The organism is Microbispora sp. H11081, from assembly GCF_012999535.1.
Taxonomy (GTDB): domain Bacteria; phylum Actinomycetota; class Actinomycetes; order Streptosporangiales; family Streptosporangiaceae; genus Microbispora.
Genome location: NZ_JABBWV010000006.1, coordinates 18,262 through 35,756, shown reverse-complemented (window position 1 = coordinate 35,756; position 17,495 = coordinate 18,262). Strand labels below are relative to the sequence as shown.

Genomic DNA, 17,495 nt, shown 5'->3' with positions numbered 1-17,495 from the left:
TCGCCGACGCCTTCTCACCGACATCTCCGATTGCCTTGACAAAAATGTTTGTCGGAAGCGATGCTGGGGGCATGAAGGACGTGACGGTGATCGAGGACCCGGCCGCGGCGGAGGCATCCCTCGATCCGATCCGGATGCGGTTGCTCGCCGAGCTGGCGGAGCCCAACTCGGCGACGATGCTGGCGGCCAAGGTCGGGCTGCCGCGGCAGAAGGTGAACTACCACCTCAAGACCCTGGAACGGCACGGCCTCGTGGAGCTGGTCGAGGAGCGCCGCAAGGGCAACGTCAACGAGCGGGTCATGCGGGCGACGGCCGCGTCGTTCGTGATCTCTCCCGCCGCGCTGGCGTCGGTCGCGCCCGATCCGTCGCGCTCACCCGACCGGCTGTCGGCGCGCTGGCTGCTGGCCCTGGCCGCCCAGCTCGTGCGCGACGTGGGCACGCTCATCACCGGCGCGTCCCAGGCCCGCAGAAAGCTCGCGACGTTCGCCGTCGACGCGCAGGTGCGCTTCGCCTCGGCCGCCGACCGGGCCGCGTTCGCCGAGGAGCTGTCGGCCGCCGTGGCCGCGCTCGTCAGCAAATATCACGACGAATCGGCCGAGGGCGGGCGGGAGCACCGCCTGGTCCTCGCCGTCCATCCCGCCGTACCCCGGGCGGTTTCCCCCCAACCTGACGAGGAGTCCTGATGGCCCACGAATTCGAGCTCGGCAAGGAGATCGAGCTGGACGCGACGCCCGAGCAGGTGTGGGAGGCCATCGCGACCGGCCCAGGCGTGGACTCCTGGTTCATGGGCCGTACGGAGATCGAGCCGGGCGAGGGCGGCCGTGGCAGCTTCACCATGCTCGGCGGCACCGAGACCACCACCGTGACCGCGTGGGAGCCCGGCAAGCGGTTCGCGTTCCGCAGCGACGACGGCCCCGACGGCACCTTCATGGCGATGGAATACCTCATCGAGGGCCGCGACGGCGGCAGCACGGTCCTGCGCCTGGTCCAGCACGGCTTCCTCGGCGACGACTGGGAGACCGAGTACGAGGCGATGGCCACGGGCTGGGACCTCTACCTGCACAAGCTCTCCCGGTACCTCACGCACTTCCGCGGGCGGCCCGTCACGGTCGTGTCCGCCGTCCGCCCCCACGCGCCGGAACGCCCCGACGCGTGGGCGGCGGTCAAGGCCGAGCTCGGCCTCACCGGCACCGTCCGCGAGGGCGACCCGGTGCGGCTCGCCGTCGACGGCCTGCGGCCCCAGGACGGCGTCGTCGACTACGCGGCCCTGCCGGACTTCCTCGGCGTGCGGACCGCCGACGGGCTGTACGGGTTCATCCACTCGGGGCCGAAGCGCGGCAACGTGATGGTCCTCGGGCACCACGTCTTCGCCGAGGACATCGGCCAGGAGCAGGCGGAAGGCGCCTGGCGGTCCTGGCTCGCCCGGGTCTTCCCCTGAACCCTCCCAGCCGGGCCGAGGTCTCCCCCGGCCCGGCATGGTCAGGTCAGGTCAGGTCAGGTCAGGTCAGGTCAGGACCATGCTCAGCCCTGGCGGGGGACGACGTGGCCGAAGCGGAACAGGTTCGCCGGGTCGTAGACCTCACGCAGCTTCGCCAGCCGCCGCAGCGTCTCCTCCGGCCAGGCCAGGGAGATCTGCTCGGGAGCCAGGGCGCCACCCTGGAAGTTGATCAGTGCGCCGCCGGTCGACCAGGGCGCGAGGGCCTCGATCACGGCCCGTACGGCCGCGGGGACGGCCGTTTCCATCAGCTCGGGCACCGGCGCGCCGATCGCCAGCAGCGTGAAGGCGCCGTCGCGCCCGCCCACGGCGTTCGGCTCCTTGGGCTGACGGGCGAGCGCGCCGCCGAGCTGACGCACCTCGACCGCGGCCAGCGGGACCTGCGCGGCCGGGCCGGCGACCGCGAGCAGCGCGTCCACGGTCTCCGCCGTCAGCTCGCGCAGCAGCGCGCCCCGCTCCACGACCGGCATGGGCCCGGTCGGGTCCTGGTGGATGGAGTCGAGCGCGGCGTACGGCAGGGGCCCGACGGCGTCGAGCACCGGCTCGGCCACGGCCCGCATGGGAGCCAGCAGCGCCTCGGCCTCCTGCCCCTCCCCCACATGGGCCACCCGCAGGTGGACCACGAACTTCCCGCTGAGCTGCGGCGGCAGCTCGGGCAGCGGGGGCAGGCGCAGCAGCGCGACCGAGGTGGTGGTGGCCTCCGGCAGCGTGCCGGTCCAGTCCCGGTAGGCGTGCAGGACCCGCCCGGCGTCCTCGGCCGCGAAGAACAGGCCACCGCCGTACAGGCCGGTGAGCGGCAGCAGGTCGACGGTGATGGAGGTGACGACGCCGAACCCGGCCTTGCCGCCGCGCAGCGCCCAGAACAGGTCGGGCTCGTTGACGGCGTCCGCGGTGCGGGTCACGCCGTCTCCGGTGACGACGGTGAGCTCCCGCACGTAGTCGGCCGCGAACCCGAAGGTCCGCGCGATCGGCCCGATGCCGCCGCCGAGCGTGAAGCCGACCACGCCGACGGCGGTCGCCGAGCCGCACAGCGGAGCCAGGCCGTACGGCGCCGCTGCGGCGATGACGTCGCCCCACGTGCAGCCGGCCGCGATCGTGGCCGTGCGGGCGGAGGGGTCGATCGCCACCTCTCGCATGGCCCGGGTGCTGATGAGGAGCGCGCCGTCGGCGGCCTGCACGGCGCCGTGGCCGGTCGACTGCACGGCCACGGGAAGCCCGTGCGAGGCGGCGAGCCGTACGGCCGCGGCCACGTCGCCGGCGTCCCGCGCCGCGACGATCACGGCGGGCCGGTGGCGTACGGCGAGGTTGAATCCGGCGGCCTCCTCCTCGAATCCCTCCTGTCCCGGAACCAGGACCCGGCCGGTGACCTGTCCCCGCAGTTCGTCTTCGATGGTGCTGTGCATGTGTGTCCTTCGGATGTCTTCTGCTGTGGCGGTGACAGTTGTCGCAGCCGGGTCTTGGTGATTACTTGCGCCTGCCGGGCCGGGGGTGCGGCGGCGCGATCCCAGGAGATCCTAGAGACACGCTAGGAATGTCCAAGAGGGCCCCCTCACGCTGGGGCGATGTCGTCGTCGAAGAAGCGCCCGCCAGGATCCGCCGCGGCGCCGGAAACGTGGCAAGGAACGTCGTCGCCGGGAACGTCGCCGGGAACGCTGCTGCTGCGCGAGGTCCCGGCGCACACCGGCGCGCCGGGAGCGGGCATCGTCGGCCCGGCGCTGGAGCACGTCCTGCGCGAGGTCCCGGCCGCCCGGTGCCGCCTCTACGTGCTGACCGACCTCGCCCGGCCGGCCGCCGCCGCCCCGCTCGCCGCCGCGCTGCTGGAGACCGGGGCGCCCCGGCGGGTCGCGCAGTGGGCCCTGCTGCACGTGCTCGCCGTGGCCGAGCCGCACCTCGGCCGGGGGCTGGACCGGCGCCTGCTCGACGACCTGCTCATGGAGTTGCGCGCGGACGGCGTGCGGGCCGTGTGGTTCCTCCCCGGCCCCCGGGACGACGGCCTGCGCGCCCTGCTGGCCAGCGCCGGTTTCAGCGCCGCGACGAACCCCGGTTTCTCTCCCGAGAACGAGCGGACATACGGGTATGATGAGCCGGAAATCAGACCCTGGGCCGCCTGGCTCTTCCGGGAGTTGTGATGCGCTTGAGCATCGACGACGCGCGATCACCGGCGCCGCGCCCGGGCCTGGACGGCCGCCGGGGCCCCGCTCTGGACTTCCGCCTCCTCGGCACGCTGGAGGTCGCCGACGGCACGGGGACGATCCTCGATCTCGGGCCCCGCAAGCAGCGGGCCGTGCTGGCGCTGCTGTTGCTGAACGCGCCCCATGTCGTGCCGCTCGACCAGCTCATCGACCGGCTGTGGCGGGACGAGCCGCCCTCCAGCGCCACGGGAACGCTTCAGGCGTACATCTCGCATCTGCGCAGGACGCTCGAACCCCGGCGCAGCCCGCGCTCCCCGGCCCGGGTCCTGCGTACGCGGGAGCCCGGCTACCTGCTGGACATCGAGCCGGACCAGGTCGACGCCGAGCGGTTCGGCCGGGCGGCCGAGGCCGCGCGCGCCGCGCTGGCCGGGGGCCGCCCCGAGGAGGCCGAGCGGATCCTCGGCCCGGCGCTGGCGCTGTGGCGGGGCGAGCCGCTGGCCGACCTGGCCGACGAGCCGTTCGCCCGGTCCACGGTCGCCCGACTGAGCGAGACCCGTCTGCACGCGCTGACCGTACGCGCCGAGGCGTGGCTCGCGCTGGGACGGGCGGCCGACGCGACGGTCGAGGTCGAGCGCCTGCTCGAACTCGACCCCTACCGCGAGGGCCTGTGGGCGCTGCTCATGCGGGCTCTCTACCGGACACGCAGGCAGGCCGAGGCGCTGGCCGCCTATCAACGTTGCCGCACGCTGCTCGGCGACGAGCTGGGCCTCGACCCGAGCCCAGAACTGCGGCGGCTTGAGCAGGCCATCCTCCGGCAAGACGAGTCCCTGGCGGAGATGTGGGCGCCCGTGGACCCCGTGGCCGCCGTGGACCCCGTGGCCGCCGTGGCCGCCGTGCCGCCGGAGCCGGCCACGGGCGCGCAGGAAGGCGGCGGGGCCGCTCCTGGCTTGGTCGGGCGCGAGCCGCACCTGCGCCGGATCGCCGACCGGCTCGACGACCTGCGCCGGGGCGCGGGCGGGGTGTTCCTGGTGAGCGGCGAGTCCGGCATCGGCAAGACCCGCCTCGCGGAGGCCGCCGCCGGAATGGCGGCCGAGCGCGGGGTCGGGGTGGCCTGGAGCAGGTGCGTCGAAGGCAGCGGCGCCCCCGCGTTCTGGCCCTGGATCCAGACGCTCAACACCCTGGGTGCCCCGGGGACGGGCGAGGCCGGAGACGCGGACGGCGACCTCGCCCGGCTCGCCCACCGCCTCTCCGACGGAGACCGCACGGACACGGCCGACCCCGACACCGCCCGGTTCCTGCTCCACGACAGCGTGGCGCGGGCCCTGGCGCGGCGGGCCTCCGCCTCCCCCGTGCTGGTCGTGGTGGAGGACCTGCACTGGGCCGACGCCGCCTCGCTGAAGCTGCTCACCTTCCTCGGCACCGACCTGCACCGCGTTCCGCTCCTGGTGCTGGCCACCGTGCGGCCCGAGCCCGCGGTGGACAGGCAGGCCCTGACCGAGGCGCTCGGCGAGCTGACCCGCCAGCGCGGCACAGAACGGATGACCGTCGCCCCGCTCACTCCCGAGCAGATCGCCGACTACCTGCGCGAGACGGGACGGGACGGCCCCGGGCCCGAGCTCGCCTCCGCGTTGCACCACAGGACAGGCGGCAACCCGTTCTTCCTGGGCGAGCTGCTGCGCCTGCTGACCAGCAACCATCCCGACGGCGGGGTGGGTGTGGCGGACGTGCTCGCGCTGGCGGTGCCCGACGGCGTGCGCGACGTGATCGGTCAGCGGGTGTCGCGGCTGCCCGAGGACTCCCAGACCCTGCTGCGGGCGGCCGCGGTGATCGGCAGGGACGTGGACGCCGACGTGCTGGAGACCGCGACCGGAGTCGGCGGCGCCCGGGTGATGATGCTGCTCGAACCGGCCGTCGCGACCGGGCTGCTGGTCGAGGTGGACGGCGGCTGGGACTACCGCTTCTCCCACGCGCTGGTGCAGGAGGCGCTGTACTCCGGGCTCAGCCGCAGGCAGCGGGCCCAGCTCCACGGCCGGGTGGGCGAGGCCGTCGAGACCCTGCGGTGGGGTGAGGCCGGGTCGCGCCTGCCCACCCTGGCCCACCACTTCGGGCTGGCCGCCCGGGTCGGCTACGCGGACAAGGCCGTCTCGTACGCCGTGGAGGCGGCGGGGCAGGCGACGGCCAGGCTCGCCTACGACGAGGCCGTCCTGCACTGGGAGCAGGCGCTCGACGCCTGCGGACCCGGTCCCGCGGCCACCCGGTGTGCCCTGCTGATCGGCCTGGGCAAGGCCAGGCGGGTGACCGGCGACGTGGAGGGAGCGCGGAACGCGCTGGACCAGGCGGTGACGCTCGCGACCGGCATCGGAGACGACGCCGCGGTCATCGAGGCGGCCACCGTCTTCGGCGGAGTCACCCTGTGGAACTGGCGCTCGTACGGCGTGGTCGACCACCGCATGGTGACCGTGCTGGAGGACCAGCTCTCCCGGCTCGGCCCGGACGCCGTGAGCACCCGCGCGGAGCTGCTCGGCACGCTCGGCGTCGAGCTGTACTACGGCGACCGGCGCGAGGAGGGCCGCCGCCACGCCTTGGAGGCCGTGGAACTGGCCCGCCGCACCGGCGACCCCCTGCTGCTGGCGCGCACGCTGAACAACTTCGTCATCGCGGCCTGGACGCCCGAACACGAGGAGGAGCGCTACCGTGCGGCCGAGGAGATGCTGGGCCTGCCCGGTCTGCCCAGGGCCACCGAGATCATCGCCCGCCTCCACCGCATGCCGAAGTTCATGAAGGCGGGACTGCTCGCCGACTACGACGCCGAGCTGGCCCGGTGCCTGCGGCTCACCGCCGAGGTGCGGATGCCGGAGATCGAGACCCAGGTCGCGTACGCCGCGACCGGGCGGGCGGTGCTGGCGGGCGACTGGGCGGAGGCGAAGCGCCTCGCGGACCTCGGCACCGGGAGCTACCGCCGCACCAGCCTCTGGGGGCTGGACGTCCTGAAGCTGGTCCACTCGTTCTTCGTCGAATGGGGCCAGGGCCGGGGAGGCGAGTTCCTCGCCGAGCTCGTCGAGACCGCGGCCGACGAGTCCAACATGGTCGCGCGGCCCACGGCCGTGCTCGCGGCGATCGAGGCGGAGGACCTCGACCTGGCCCACCGGCTGATCGACCGCTGGGGAACCGTGGCACCGCAGGACTGGACGTGGCAGTTCGTCGTCTGGCAGTGGGGTCTGGTCGCCGCGCGGCTCGGCCGTCCCGACCCCCACGCCATGCTGGCGGAGCTGCGGCCCATCGCCCACGAGCTGGTGATCATGGGCACCGGCTGCGTCGCCTGGGGCGCGCTTCACGACGTGGTCGCCCGGCTCCTGCACCGGGTCGGCGACCTTCCGGCCGCCCTGGCGCACGCGGAGGCTGGATGGGACGCTCACCGGCGGCTCGGCCTGCCCCATCTCGTGAACCGCAGCGAGACACTGCTGCGTGAGATCCGCGTGGCCGCGGGGGACGCCGGCCACACTGCCCGCACCGCCGACACTGCCCGCACCGCCGACACTGCCCACACCGCCGACACTGCCCACACCGCCGGCACCGGCGGCGCTCCGGTCTGACACGGGAGCGCCGCAAGGGAGTTCCGGAGGGCCGACAGGTGCGGGGCGTTGGCAACTGCGCCACCCCTGCTCTTGTCGAGATGCTGCGACGGGTTTTATCCGCCATCGTGGGTGCCATGAGCCAGGGACAGGCCGCCCCCAGGCACGGGCACGAGCACGGGCACGGGCACGGGCATGAGCACGGTGTGACGATGCTTCGTGCGCGGGTGACGCACCTGCTGCGCCCGCACTCCCACGAGGCCGCCGACAAGATCGACCCGGCGATGGAGACGTCCCGCCGGGGCATGCGCGCGCTGTGGGTGTCACTGGCCGCCCTCGGCGCGACCACGATGGTCCAGGCGGTGGTGGTGGCCCTGTCAGGGTCGGTCGCGCTGCTGGGCGACACCCTGCACAACGCGGCCGACGCCCTCACCGCCGTGCCGCTCGGGATCGCGTTCCTGCTCGGCCGCCGCCCGCCCACCCGCCGCTACCCCTACGGATACGGACGGGCCGAGGACCTGGCCGGTGTGGTCATCGTCGCCGCGATCGCCGCCTCCTCGATCGCCGCGGCGTACGCCGCGATCGGGCGGCTCCTGCAGCCGCAGCACGTCTCCTACCTGGGGGCCGTCGCGGCGGCGGCGCTGGTGGGGTTCGCGGGCAACGAACTGGTCGCGCGCTACCGCATCCGCGTCGGACGGGAGATCGGCTCCGCGGCCCTGGTCGCCGACGGGCTGCACGCCCGCGCCGACGGTCTCACGTCGTTGGCCGTGCTGGCCGGCGCGGGAGGGGCCGCGCTCGGCTGGACCTGGGCCGACCCCGTCGTCGGCCTGCTCATCGCGGCCGCGATCCTGATGGTCCTGCGGCAGGCGGCGCGGGAGGTGTACCGGCGGCTGATGGACGCCGTCGACCCCGCGCTCGTGGACCGCGCGGAGGCGGTCCTGCGGGATACACCCGGCGTGCTCGGCCTGGGCCAGGTGCGGCTGCGCTGGATCGGCCATCGGCTCAGGGCGGAGTGCGAGGTCGTCGTCGACCCCGCGGCGACCGTGGTGGAGGCCCACCATGTCGCGGCCGAGGCCGAGCACAACCTGATCCACGCGATCCCCCGCCTGACGGCCGCCATCGTGCACGCCGACCCGCTGGCCCGCGACGGTGTCGACCACCACGCCGTCCTCGACGGCCACCGGCACGGCCACCACCACCGCTGAGATCGAGATCCTGCGCGCGGGTCCTCGCCTCCGGCACACGGGTCCTCGCCTCCGGCGCGCGGAACCGGACCTCGGGAAACGCTCCGACGGCCCGTCCAGCGAGGGCTCCGGCCCACGCGTCACCCACTGAGGGTCGGGCGCGTCCTGCCTGACCGCATCTAAATTCACAGTCGCCTCCGGTGAGGCTGCTTGTAGGTGAAGGCCCAGCGGTCTTTGCCGGTCTTGTGGCGGGTGTAGCGCTCGGGGTGCTGGTAGCGGTCGCGGTTGTGGAACTGGCAGGCCGGGCCGAGGAGTTTCAGGTCGGTGAGGCCGCCGGTGCTCCAGTTGTCGGCGTGGTCGATCTGGCACATGGTTGCGGGTAGTGGGCAGCCGTCGATCCAGCAGGTGGCGTAGCGGGCGAAGATCGCGCGTTGCTGGGCGGGGGTGGCGAGGCGGACTTTGCGGCCCATGTCGAGGACCTGGCCGTCGGCGTCCATGACGATCCGCATGAGGGTGGAGGTGCGGGCCAGCCGGTGCACGCCGGTGACGGGCAGCACCTGCCCGGTGGCCAGCAACAACCCCGGCACCAACCCCAACCCCGCACCCAACGCCATCCCGCTGTGCCCATGCGGGACCTCCCCCGCAGGCCGAGACCCGGCGTGGGCGTTATGGGCATGGGTATCCCCCGGAGGATCAGGTGATCGCCACTCACCCCACCGCGACTCCCACCATCTCCCCTCTTGCCGACGCCGCGCCGCGCCCTCTTGCGGCTCCTCCTGGTTCGGCCAACCCGGCTGCGGCGAGCGCCGCCAGTCCTGCTGTGCCTCGCCCTGCTCCTGCTTACTGTGCTCCTGGCCGCACTGCGATGGTTCCTGCCGCGACGCGTTCTGCCGCCCGGTCCTTACCTGGGCGCGGCCGGTCACGTCATCGCCGGGCTCCTCGTGGCGGGGGCCGGCCGAGCCGCCAGTCGCAGTGCCACCCGCTCCGCCGACCGTGCTGGCACCTGTGGTGTCGGCGTCGGTCGTGCCGTACTCGGCGGGAGCGCTGGTGTCCTCGCTACCCTCGCTGGCCGGCGCGACCTCGGCCTCCCCGGCCTGCCACGCCTCGCGGCCAATCTCGGCCTCCCAAGAGTCCTCGGCGTCGTCGCCGCCGTCGCTGTCCTGGTTGTCCTGAGTGTCTTCGGGGGTTCCGGCCTGCTCGGGGGCTTCGGCGGTCTCCGTCGCCGGGTCGTCTGCCGGGTTGGCCGCAGGGTCGGTGGTGGAGTCGGCGTCGGTGCCCGTCGCGACGTCGGGCTCGGGCTCGGGGCCGGTACCCGACGCGGCTTCGGGGTCGGTGGGGAGGGACTCGGCGTTGACCAGCACGAGAAGCTCGGTGGTGATCTGCTGTTCCAGCAGGGCGATGAACGCGTCCGCCTGACGCTCTGCCAGCGACCGGTCATCGCCCTCCGCCCGTGGCCGGGCGTAGGCGTCCAGCAGCGCCCGCAACCGGGCCGCCGCCTCACGCGGCAGATAGAACTCCCCCTCCAGGCCGCCGCCCTTGCCCGGGCGCACGTGGAGGGACCGCCGCGCGTAGTCGGCCCGCTCGTCGCGGTCTTCGCCGTCGGGGTCCAGCACCGCCCGCAGATACCGCCCCGCCTTGGCCACCTCCGCCGCGCCCGCCCGCCCCGCCAACTCCACCAGGATCGGCTCGGCCAACCGAGCCTGCTCATCCGAGAGCCCGGCAACGGCGGCGCAGATCGCCTCCACCACCCCCGCCGCCAACCCTCCGGCGGCGAACATCTCCCGCACAGTGGGCAGCCGCGCCAACTCAATCCCCAGGGTGAGCAGGCGGCCCGCACCCCCGACCGTCATCCCCCCGGCCGTCCGCAACCAACTCCGGGTCGAGGCATGCCCATGCTGTCTGGCCAGCCCCGCCCGATGCACCCGCCCCACCCGCTCAGCCAGCGCACACGTGATCCGATCCCGGGCGAACAACAGATCCTCAGCCTCGGCCAGACAGATCTCCACCGCATCCGGGACCGGAGCCAACGCCAGCGCCTGCGCCGACTCCCGCAACGACCCCACCAGCACCCACGACGACCGAACCCGCCGATCGCCCCTACCACCGGCACCCGCCGCAGCAGAACCACCGGCATCGGCGTCACCACCACCGGAGTCCGCACCGGCAGGACCGGCAGGACCGGCATCATCCGGTGCCGCCGCTCCGGCAGCCTCACTGTCGGGAGACCCGCTGGTGGTGGCCTCGCCATCCGTAGCGGTGGCGTTGTCCACAGGCTTGTCGCGGGCGAGCGAACCGTCCGTCGACCACAAAGGAGAATCAGCGATCAGCCGATCCCACCAGCCGTCATCTCCGCTATTCGAACGACGGTGGTGCTCAGGATCGATGTCAGATAGATCCATCACACCCCTCACCTGATTCGAAAACCTGTAGCAATTTTTGCTCAACCACCGCTCCCTAAGCAACCGGCAGAGCGTGATTTCCTGGAGCCACAGGAGGATGGCGAAAAGCCTAGAAAACGCACGTCAGATAAAACCGTAGAAAACATGGCTGACTACGCCAGAAATCGCCGCAAAGTACATTTCCGTCCTCATCGAGCGATAGACGGAAATCGAGCACTCGCGCACACCGGGTCGAAAAGCCCGGCCGACAGAAGATTCCGCCGATCGGGCGGCAATCCGGTCATGTGGGTGGCTCCAGCGCGCCGCACCGTCGAGCGGCTATCGACCTTGCCAGCGCACGCCCAAGCCGGGGCGTCGTTCGCCGACGGATGCGCGGCACGGCCTCATCTGCCTCAGACTGCGCCCTCCGCCTCGCAGCCGGCACGGACGGCCTCAGGGCCGAGGCATGGCCATGGCGTTGGGGAAGGGCAGGCCTCCCCCGTCGACGATCCGGGCGGCGAGCGGGCGCAGGAGCCGCGCGAGCCGGGCCGCGCCGGTCGCGCCCAGCGCGTCCATCGGCGCCCGCGCCAGGCGTTCGGTGAGGGCCTCGACGGCGTCGCGCTCCCGGCGGCCCTTCTCGGTCATGGCGCCCTCGCGGTCGAGCACTCCGCGCTCGCGCAGGCGGTCGGCCGCGGCTCGCCACTCCTCCTCGGTCCACCCCCGGTAGGCCCGCTGCTCGGGCGGCACGAGCCCGAGCGCCGAGGCGACCACGTTCGCCTCGCAGCCGTCCAGTCCAGCGGTGACGAGGGCCGCGACGTGCCCGTCGCCGCGGAACTCGCGCAGTGCGGTGAGCGCGTGCCACAGCGCGGCGAGCGGCTCGCCGGGCGGCGGCAGGGCGGCGTGCGCCGCGAACAGCACCCGCCCGGCGGTGGGGCATGCCTCCATCGCGGTCCGCGCCAGGCCCGCCGCCTCCTGTACGTCCGCCTGGTCGGCGAGGCCGCCGAGCAGGCGGCGCAGGCACCGGCCGGCCACTTCCAGACGCGCCTCGATCGCCTTCTCCGGCGGGCAGAACCGCCAGGCGTCGGGGATCGCACGGGCGACCATCGCGGGAGCGAAGTTGTAGAACGCGGCGGTGACGACCTGCGGGGAGACCGCGCCCAGCGCGGCCGATCTGGAGGCGAAATACCCCATCCAGAAGCCCTTGAGCCCTGCTGCGGCGTAACGCTCCTTCGCCTCGGGGGCGAAGTAGACCGGGGCGTGGCAGCACTCGATCAACCGCCAGGTCTCGTCCATGCCCGCCAGGCTAGATCACCCCGTACGGCCGCCGCCGGGTGGGCCGGGTCAGAACCAGCCGCGGTGGCGGGCCATGGCGGCCAGGCCGTCGCGCAGCGCCCGCTCCACCGCTCCGGGGTGGTCGCCGTACCCGACCCGGAAGCGGTTGTAGACGTCGTGGCTGGAGGTGAGGAAACCGCCCCGCTTGTCGGCCTCCAGGATCACGTCCATCGAGTGCGGCCCCGCGATGAAGGTCAGCTCCAGCTCGTTGAAGTGGCGCCGCCACTCCGGGCCGGCGTGATACTCGATCTCCTGGTAGAACGGCATGGTCGAGCCCTGGAGCGTGCCACGCTCCAGGTCGGCCCGCTTGAAGTGGAAGCCCATGCGGACGAGCGCTCCCAGCAGGTGGTCCTGCACCGGCATCGGGTTGACGAACAGCGGGTCGAGGTCGCCCTTGTCGAGCGCGCCCGCGAGCACGAGCTCGGTGGCGACGCCGAGCCGCATGCCGGGCAGCGGGCGCCCGCCGACCGCGCTGACGGGGGTCTCCCACGGCACCGGGATCGCGAACGGCAGTGCGCGGACCTCCCCCGCCTGCAGCACGAACGGCCCCGACACGGGCGCCTTCAGGAAGCTGTAGGTCGCGTGATATTCCTGGTCGCCGCGCTCGACCTCCACGACGGCGGTGAACTCGACGGTGATCCCGTCCACCTTGTGGTCGGACGATCCGCCCCTGAAGCGGACCTCGCCGTGCAGGGTATCCCCCGGGCGCACGTGCGGGTCGCGCAGCACGGTGTCGACCTCGACACCGGCCCCGAACGCGGCCATCAGCTTACGGAACACCGATCACTCCCTCGGTGAAGGATCCGGTGGTGGCGGATCCGGGTGGCGGACCATTCACCGCTGCCAACGATCTGTCCCCTTCGTCCGGTTCCCGCCTACCTGGAGGAGTGGCACCGCCAAGCTGAGGGAGGTGGCGGACGCGCTCGCGGCCCATGATGACGACACCAGGCCGACGACACCAGCGACGCCAATGACGCAGGCGTGCCTGATGACCGGCTTCGATCTTTACCTGCTGTCATCCGGCGCTCGCACTGGAGGCGACGGTGGCGCTGACGCTGCGCAGCCTCGCCGGGCTCAACACGGCGGAGATCGCGCGGGCGTTCCTGGTCGGCGAGCAGGCGATGGCCAAGCGACTGACCCGGGCAAAGCGGAAGATCCGGCACGCGGGCATCCCCTACCGGGTGCCGCCCGCGCACCTCCTGCCCGAGTGCCTCCCCGCGGTGCTCGCGGTGCTGTATCTACTGTTCAACGAGGGCTACTCGGCGACGTCCGGCGACGACCTCGTACGGCACGACCTCGCGGCGGAGGCGATCCGCCTGGCCAGGGTGCTGGTGCGGCTGATGCCGGACGAGCCCGAGGCGGCGGGCCTGCTCGCGCTGATGCTGCTGCACCACGCCCGCCGGGCCACACGGCTGGACGGCGCCCTCGGGCGTGGCCAGCCCGGCGCCCTACCAGTGCAGGCCGCCATCGCCGCCTGCCACGCCACCGCCGCTTGGGCCGTACGGCCCAGGCGGCCGGCGCCTACCGGGAGGCCGCCCGCCTCGCGGCCACCGAGGCCGAGCGCCGCTACCTCGCCCGCCGGTCGACGTCGACTGGTCGCTCGGGACGGCGTCCCGTTGTCCGGCGCCGCGCAGGACCTGGTGCTGGTCCTGTGCGGCCGCCTGCTGCCCGAGGGACGGCTGCGCGGCGAGCCCGCCGCACGTTTCACCCGTTTCGTCCGCTGAACGCGTCACTTCGGCCACTGGTCGCAGAGTCGGGAAAGTCCGTGCCTTTCGGGCGTGATGGGCACTACCGTGCTTCGAGATCATGGACCTCTCCGGCCGGAGCGACGCGGCCCCCGGAGTGGTCACCTCCGCTCTGAGCACTCCTGGAGGCCCTCACATGCCGTCCCGCTCCGGATTCGATCCCGACCCGCTGATCAGGAAGCACCGCACCGCCGGCGCCACGCTGACCGTGACCGCGAACGGAGCGCCACTCGCCGGCCATGAGGTCGTCGTCGCGCAGCGCCGGCACAAGTTCCTGTTCGGCTGCATCGGGTTCGACTTCATCCCGCTGGCCAACGGCGAGACCTCGGCGGACGCCGGCGAGCGGCGGTCACTGGGCGAGGCGCCCGCGACCGGGTCCCAGGAGGTCGCCGACCTGTGGTTCGACGTGTTCAACTTCGCCACGCTGCCCTTCTACTGGGGGCAGTTCGAGCCGGCGAGGGGCCTGCCGGACACCGAGCGGGTGCTCACCACGGCGCGGTGGTTCGCCGACCGGGGCTGCGTGGTCAAGGGACATCCGCTCGCCTGGCACACCGAGACCGCCGACTGGCTGATGGACCTGTCGAACGCCGAGATCGCCAAGGCCCAGGTGGACCGCATCTCGCGTGAGATGACCGAGTTCGCGGGCGTCATCGACATGTGGGACGTCATCAACGAGGTCGTCATCATGCCGATCTTCGACAAGTACGACAACGGGATCACCCGGATCTGCCGGGAGATGGGCCGCATCCCGATGGTCCGGATGGTCTTCGACGCGGCCCGCGAGGCCAATCCGCACGCCACGCTGCTGCTCAACGACTTCGACATGTCCGCGGCGTACGAGTGCCTGATCGAGGGCGTGCTGGAGGCGGGCATCAAAATCGACGTGCTCGGCCTGCAGAGCCACATGCACCAGGGCTACTGGGGCGAGGAGAAGACGCTCGCCACGATCGACCGTTTCGCGAGGTACGGCCTGCCCATCCACTTCACCGAGACGACGATCGTCTCCGGCCACATCATGCCGGAGGAGATCGTCGACCTGAACGACTACCAGATCCCCGAATGGCCGAGCACGCCCGAGGGCGAGGCCCGCCAGGCCGACGAGATCGTGCGCCACTACAAGACCCTGCTGTCCCACCCGGCCGTCGAGGCCATGACGTACTGGGGCATGTCGGACGGCGGCTGGCTCGGGGCGCCGGGCGGCTTCGTCCGCGCCGACGGCACCCCCAAGCCGTCGTACGACGCGCTCCGCTCGCTCGTCAAGGACGAGTGGTGGCTGCCGCCCACGGCGATGGTCACCGACGACGACGGCCGGGTGCGCTTCGACGGCTTCCTCGGCGAGTACGAGGTCACCGCGGGCGGCCGTACCGCGGCGTTCGCTCTGGACGAGCCCGGAGACGCCGAGGTGGCCGTCTCCCTCTGACTGCCCCTCTCTCTGACTGCCCCCCTGACCGTGCGACCTCGGCTCCGAGGACGGCGCACTTGACGTGGATGACACCGCGCTCTAGGTTGCTGCCGGTCTGACAGTTTTCGCACAGCAATCGAAAGGTTTCTGGGCGGCCGATATTCCGTGCGGGACGGGGCTCCGCACGGCCTCGTCCGCCATCCACGATTCGGAGTCCGTGTGAAGGTCCTCTACATCGGCGGCACCGGCACGATCAGCTCGGCCTGCGTGGCCGAGTCCGCGCGCCGGGGTCTCGACGTCCACGTGCTCAACCGTGGCGCCACCGCCCGGCGCCGCCCGCTGCCCGACGGGGTGACGACGCTCACCGCCGACGTACGGGACCGCGACGCGCTGCGCCGGGCGCTGGCTGGGAGGACGTACGACTGCGTCGTCGACTTCCTCGGCTTCACCGCCGAGGACGCGGGGGCGATGGTCGACCTGCTGGACGGCCGCACCGGCCAGTACGTCTACATCAGCAGCGCGTCCATCTACCACAAGCCGGTGCGGCGGGCGCCGTTCACGGAGTCGACCACCCGGCGCAACCCCTACCTCGGGTACGCCAGGGACAAGATCGCGGCCGAGGACGTCCTGCGCCGCGCGTACGACGAGCGCGACTTCCCCGTCACGATCGTGCGCCCGTCGCACACCTACGACGACGCGCATCCGCCGCTGCCCGGCGACTGGACGGCCTGGGACCGGGTCGCGCGCGGCGACGAGATCGTGGTGCCCGGCGACGGCACCAACCTGTGGACCCTGACGCACGCGGACGATTTCGCCGTCGGCCTCGTCGGTCTGATCGGCGCCTGGCAGGCGGTCGGCGAGGACTTCCACATCACCTCCGGCGAGGCGCTGACCTGGAACGAGATCTACGAGGTCATCGGGCGCACCGCGGGGACGCCGGCCCGGCTCCTCCACCTGCCCGCGGAGTTCCTGCCGGTCATCGCGCCTGACTGGTTCTGGTCCGACCTGATCGTCGGCGACCTCCAGCACACCGCGTTGTTCGACACCACGAAGATCAGGCGCTTCGTCCCGTCGTTCCGGCCGGTCGTCACCTGGGCGGAAGGGGCCAGGCGGCTGCACGCGTGGCGGTCCGCCCATCCGGAGGAGACCCGGCCCGACGCGGGGACGGACGCCGTGCTGGCCCGCCTGGCCGAAGGCCACCGGCTCGCCGCGGCCGCCGTGGCACGGCTGGCGCCGGGCGACGCCGACGGCTCGTGACGGAAGGACGCCCCCGATGCCCCGCGACGGTCTGACGGTCCCGGACCCTGCGCTGCGCCGGCCGTTCGGGCGCACCGGCCTGGCGGTGACGCCGATCTGCGTCGGCACCAGCCCCCTGGCGAGCATGCCGGGACTGTACGGCTACGAGGTCGGCGAGGAACGCGCGCGGGCCACCGTGGAAGCCGTGTTCGACGGGCCGTTCAACTTCCTCGACACCTCGAACAACTACGGCGGCGGCAGCGCGGAGCGGCGTATCGGCGCCGTGGTCCGGCAGCGCGGCGGCGTCCCTGGCGGGTTCGTCCTTGCCACCAAGGTCGACGCCGACCCCGACACCGGCGACTTCTCCGGAGATCGGGTGCGCCGGTCGGCGGAGGAGAGCCTGGAGCGGCTCGGCGTCGATCGAGTGCCGCTGCTCTACCTGCACGACCCCGAGTTCCACATCACGTTCGAGGAGGCCATGGCCCCCGGCGGAGCCGTGGAGGCGCTGGTCGCGCTGCGGGACGCCGGCGTCGCCGGCCACATCGGCGTCGCGGGCGGCCCAATCGGCCTGTTGCGCGACTTCGTCGCCACCGATGTGTTCGACGCCGTGATCAGCCACAACCGCTGGACGCTGGTGAATCGCGAGGCCGATCCGCTGCTCGACGAGGCCCGCGATCGCGGCGTCGCCTTCGTCAACGGCGCGCCGTACGGCGGCGGGATGCTGGTCAAGGGACCCGACGCCCAGCCGCGCTACGCCTACCGGGACACCGCCGAGCCGGTCAGGGAGGCGGTCCGCGCCATGCGACGGGCCTGCGACGAGCACAGCGTGCCACTCGCCGCCGCCGCGCTGCAGTTCTCGCTGCGCGACCCCAGGGTGGCCTCCACCATCGTCGGCGTCTCGGAGCCCGAGCGGATCGAGGAGACGCTGCGCCTCGCCACCCTCCCGATCCCGCGGGCTCTGTGGGACGAGCTTGACCGGCACCTGCCCTCCCCCGCCGCCTGGCTGGACTGATCGCCCG

13 protein-coding genes are annotated in these 17,495 nt (G+C 72.9%); 9 read left to right on the top strand and 4 right to left on the bottom strand.

Translation table 11 applies throughout. From position 1 onward, the window contains the following. Window positions 1-71 precede the first annotated feature (71 nt). Both HHX31_RS17255 and HHX31_RS17250 read left to right on the top strand, forming a co-directional pair. Window positions 72-683, top strand: coding sequence for a helix-turn-helix domain-containing protein (locus tag HHX31_RS17255; RefSeq protein WP_169949326.1), 612 nt, complete (start codon window positions 72-74; stop codon window positions 681-683). Further along, a complete protein-coding gene (locus HHX31_RS17250) occupies window positions 683-1,438 on the top strand; it encodes an SRPBCC domain-containing protein (protein WP_169949325.1) in 756 nt (251 codons plus the stop codon). The genes HHX31_RS17255 and HHX31_RS17250 overlap by 1 nt, the downstream gene beginning before the upstream one ends. Window positions 1,439-1,521: 83 nt before the next feature. On the opposite strand, the gene HHX31_RS17245 is transcribed toward HHX31_RS17250, so the two are convergent. Further along, window positions 1,522-2,898 carry an FAD-binding oxidoreductase gene (locus HHX31_RS17245; protein ID WP_169949324.1) on the bottom strand — a complete coding sequence of 459 codons (1,377 nt, stop codon included), beginning with the start codon at window positions 2,896-2,898 and terminating at the stop codon, window positions 1,522-1,524. Window positions 2,899-3,057: 159 nt separating this feature from the next. On the opposite strand from HHX31_RS17245, the gene HHX31_RS17240 reads away from it, so the two are divergent. The 3 genes from HHX31_RS17240 to HHX31_RS17230 all read left to right on the top strand — a co-directional run bounded on the left by HHX31_RS17240 (window position 3,058) and on the right by HHX31_RS17230 (window position 8,404). Further along, the gene (locus HHX31_RS17240) at window positions 3,058-3,624 is read left to right on the top strand and encodes a hypothetical protein (RefSeq protein ID WP_169949323.1); all 567 of its coding nucleotides are present in this window, start codon (window positions 3,058-3,060) and stop codon (window positions 3,622-3,624) included. After that, window positions 3,624-7,220: a BTAD domain-containing putative transcriptional regulator gene (locus HHX31_RS17235; RefSeq protein ID WP_169949322.1), complete on the top strand. Its 3,597-nt coding sequence runs from the start codon at window positions 3,624-3,626 to the stop codon at window positions 7,218-7,220. The genes HHX31_RS17240 and HHX31_RS17235 overlap by 1 nt, the downstream gene beginning before the upstream one ends. Window positions 7,221-7,336: 116 nt before the next feature. Then, on the top strand, window positions 7,337-8,404 hold the full coding sequence (locus HHX31_RS17230; protein ID WP_169949321.1) for a cation diffusion facilitator family transporter: 1,068 nt from the start codon (window positions 7,337-7,339) through the stop codon (window positions 8,402-8,404). A gap of 164 nt (window positions 8,405-8,568) precedes the next feature. On the opposite strand, the gene HHX31_RS35145 is transcribed toward HHX31_RS17230, so the two are convergent. From HHX31_RS35145 to HHX31_RS17215, 3 genes are all read right to left on the bottom strand, one after another. Beyond that, a complete protein-coding gene (locus HHX31_RS35145; RefSeq protein WP_283244528.1) occupies window positions 8,569-10,782 on the bottom strand; it encodes an HNH endonuclease signature motif containing protein in 2,214 nt (737 codons plus the stop codon). 432 nt (window positions 10,783-11,214) lie between these two features. Then, the gene (locus tag HHX31_RS17220) at window positions 11,215-12,054 is read right to left on the bottom strand and encodes an SCO6745 family protein (protein WP_169949319.1); all 840 of its coding nucleotides are present in this window, start codon (window positions 12,052-12,054) and stop codon (window positions 11,215-11,217) included. Between the two features lie 48 nt (window positions 12,055-12,102). Further along, window positions 12,103-12,873 (bottom strand): sporulation protein, encoded by a 771-nt coding sequence (locus tag HHX31_RS17215; RefSeq protein ID WP_311931879.1) that lies wholly within the window; start codon window positions 12,871-12,873, stop codon window positions 12,103-12,105. Window positions 12,874-13,136: 263 nt separating this feature from the next. Here HHX31_RS17215 and HHX31_RS17210 point away from each other — a divergent pair, with 263 nt between their 5' ends. From HHX31_RS17210 to HHX31_RS17195, 4 genes are all read left to right on the top strand, one after another. Then, window positions 13,137-13,817, top strand: coding sequence for a DUF6596 domain-containing protein (locus HHX31_RS17210; RefSeq protein WP_211589856.1), 681 nt, complete (start codon window positions 13,137-13,139; stop codon window positions 13,815-13,817). Between the two features lie 157 nt (window positions 13,818-13,974). Next, window positions 13,975-15,258 (top strand): endo-1,4-beta-xylanase, encoded by a 1,284-nt coding sequence (locus tag HHX31_RS17205; RefSeq protein ID WP_169949318.1) that lies wholly within the window; start codon window positions 13,975-13,977, stop codon window positions 15,256-15,258. A 201-nt stretch (window positions 15,259-15,459) separates the two neighbouring features. Further along, complete coding sequence (locus HHX31_RS17200) at window positions 15,460-16,497, top strand: NAD-dependent epimerase/dehydratase family protein (protein ID WP_169949317.1); 1,038 nt, start codon at window positions 15,460-15,462, stop codon at window positions 16,495-16,497. A 16-nt stretch (window positions 16,498-16,513) separates the two neighbouring features. Next, complete coding sequence (locus HHX31_RS17195; RefSeq protein WP_169949316.1) at window positions 16,514-17,488, top strand: aldo/keto reductase; 975 nt, start codon at window positions 16,514-16,516, stop codon at window positions 17,486-17,488. Window positions 17,489-17,495 lie beyond the last annotated feature (7 nt).

Excerpts from the sequence above, each read along its gene's own strand:
- HHX31_RS17230 (WP_169949321.1), top strand. The coding sequence starts at position 7,337 with ATGAGCCAGGGACAGGCCGCCCCCAGGCACGGGCACGAGCACGGGCAC.
- HHX31_RS17235 (WP_169949322.1), top strand. The coding sequence starts at position 3,624 with ATGCGCTTGAGCATCGACGACGCGCGATCACCGGCGCCGCGCCCGGGC.
- HHX31_RS17250 (WP_169949325.1), top strand. The coding sequence starts at position 683 with ATGGCCCACGAATTCGAGCTCGGCAAGGAGATCGAGCTGGACGCGACG.
- HHX31_RS35145 (WP_283244528.1), bottom strand. The coding sequence starts at position 10,782 with ATGGATCTATCTGACATCGATCCTGAGCACCACCGTCGTTCGAATAGC.
- HHX31_RS17205 (WP_169949318.1), top strand. The coding sequence starts at position 13,975 with ATGCCGTCCCGCTCCGGATTCGATCCCGACCCGCTGATCAGGAAGCAC.
- HHX31_RS17240 (WP_169949323.1), top strand. The coding sequence starts at position 3,058 with ATGTCGTCGTCGAAGAAGCGCCCGCCAGGATCCGCCGCGGCGCCGGAA.
- HHX31_RS17255 (WP_169949326.1), top strand. The coding sequence starts at position 72 with ATGAAGGACGTGACGGTGATCGAGGACCCGGCCGCGGCGGAGGCATCC.
- HHX31_RS17220 (WP_169949319.1), bottom strand. The coding sequence starts at position 12,054 with ATGGACGAGACCTGGCGGTTGATCGAGTGCTGCCACGCCCCGGTCTAC.
- HHX31_RS17245 (WP_169949324.1), bottom strand. The coding sequence starts at position 2,898 with ATGCACAGCACCATCGAAGACGAACTGCGGGGACAGGTCACCGGCCGG.
- HHX31_RS17195 (WP_169949316.1), top strand. The coding sequence starts at position 16,514 with ATGCCCCGCGACGGTCTGACGGTCCCGGACCCTGCGCTGCGCCGGCCG.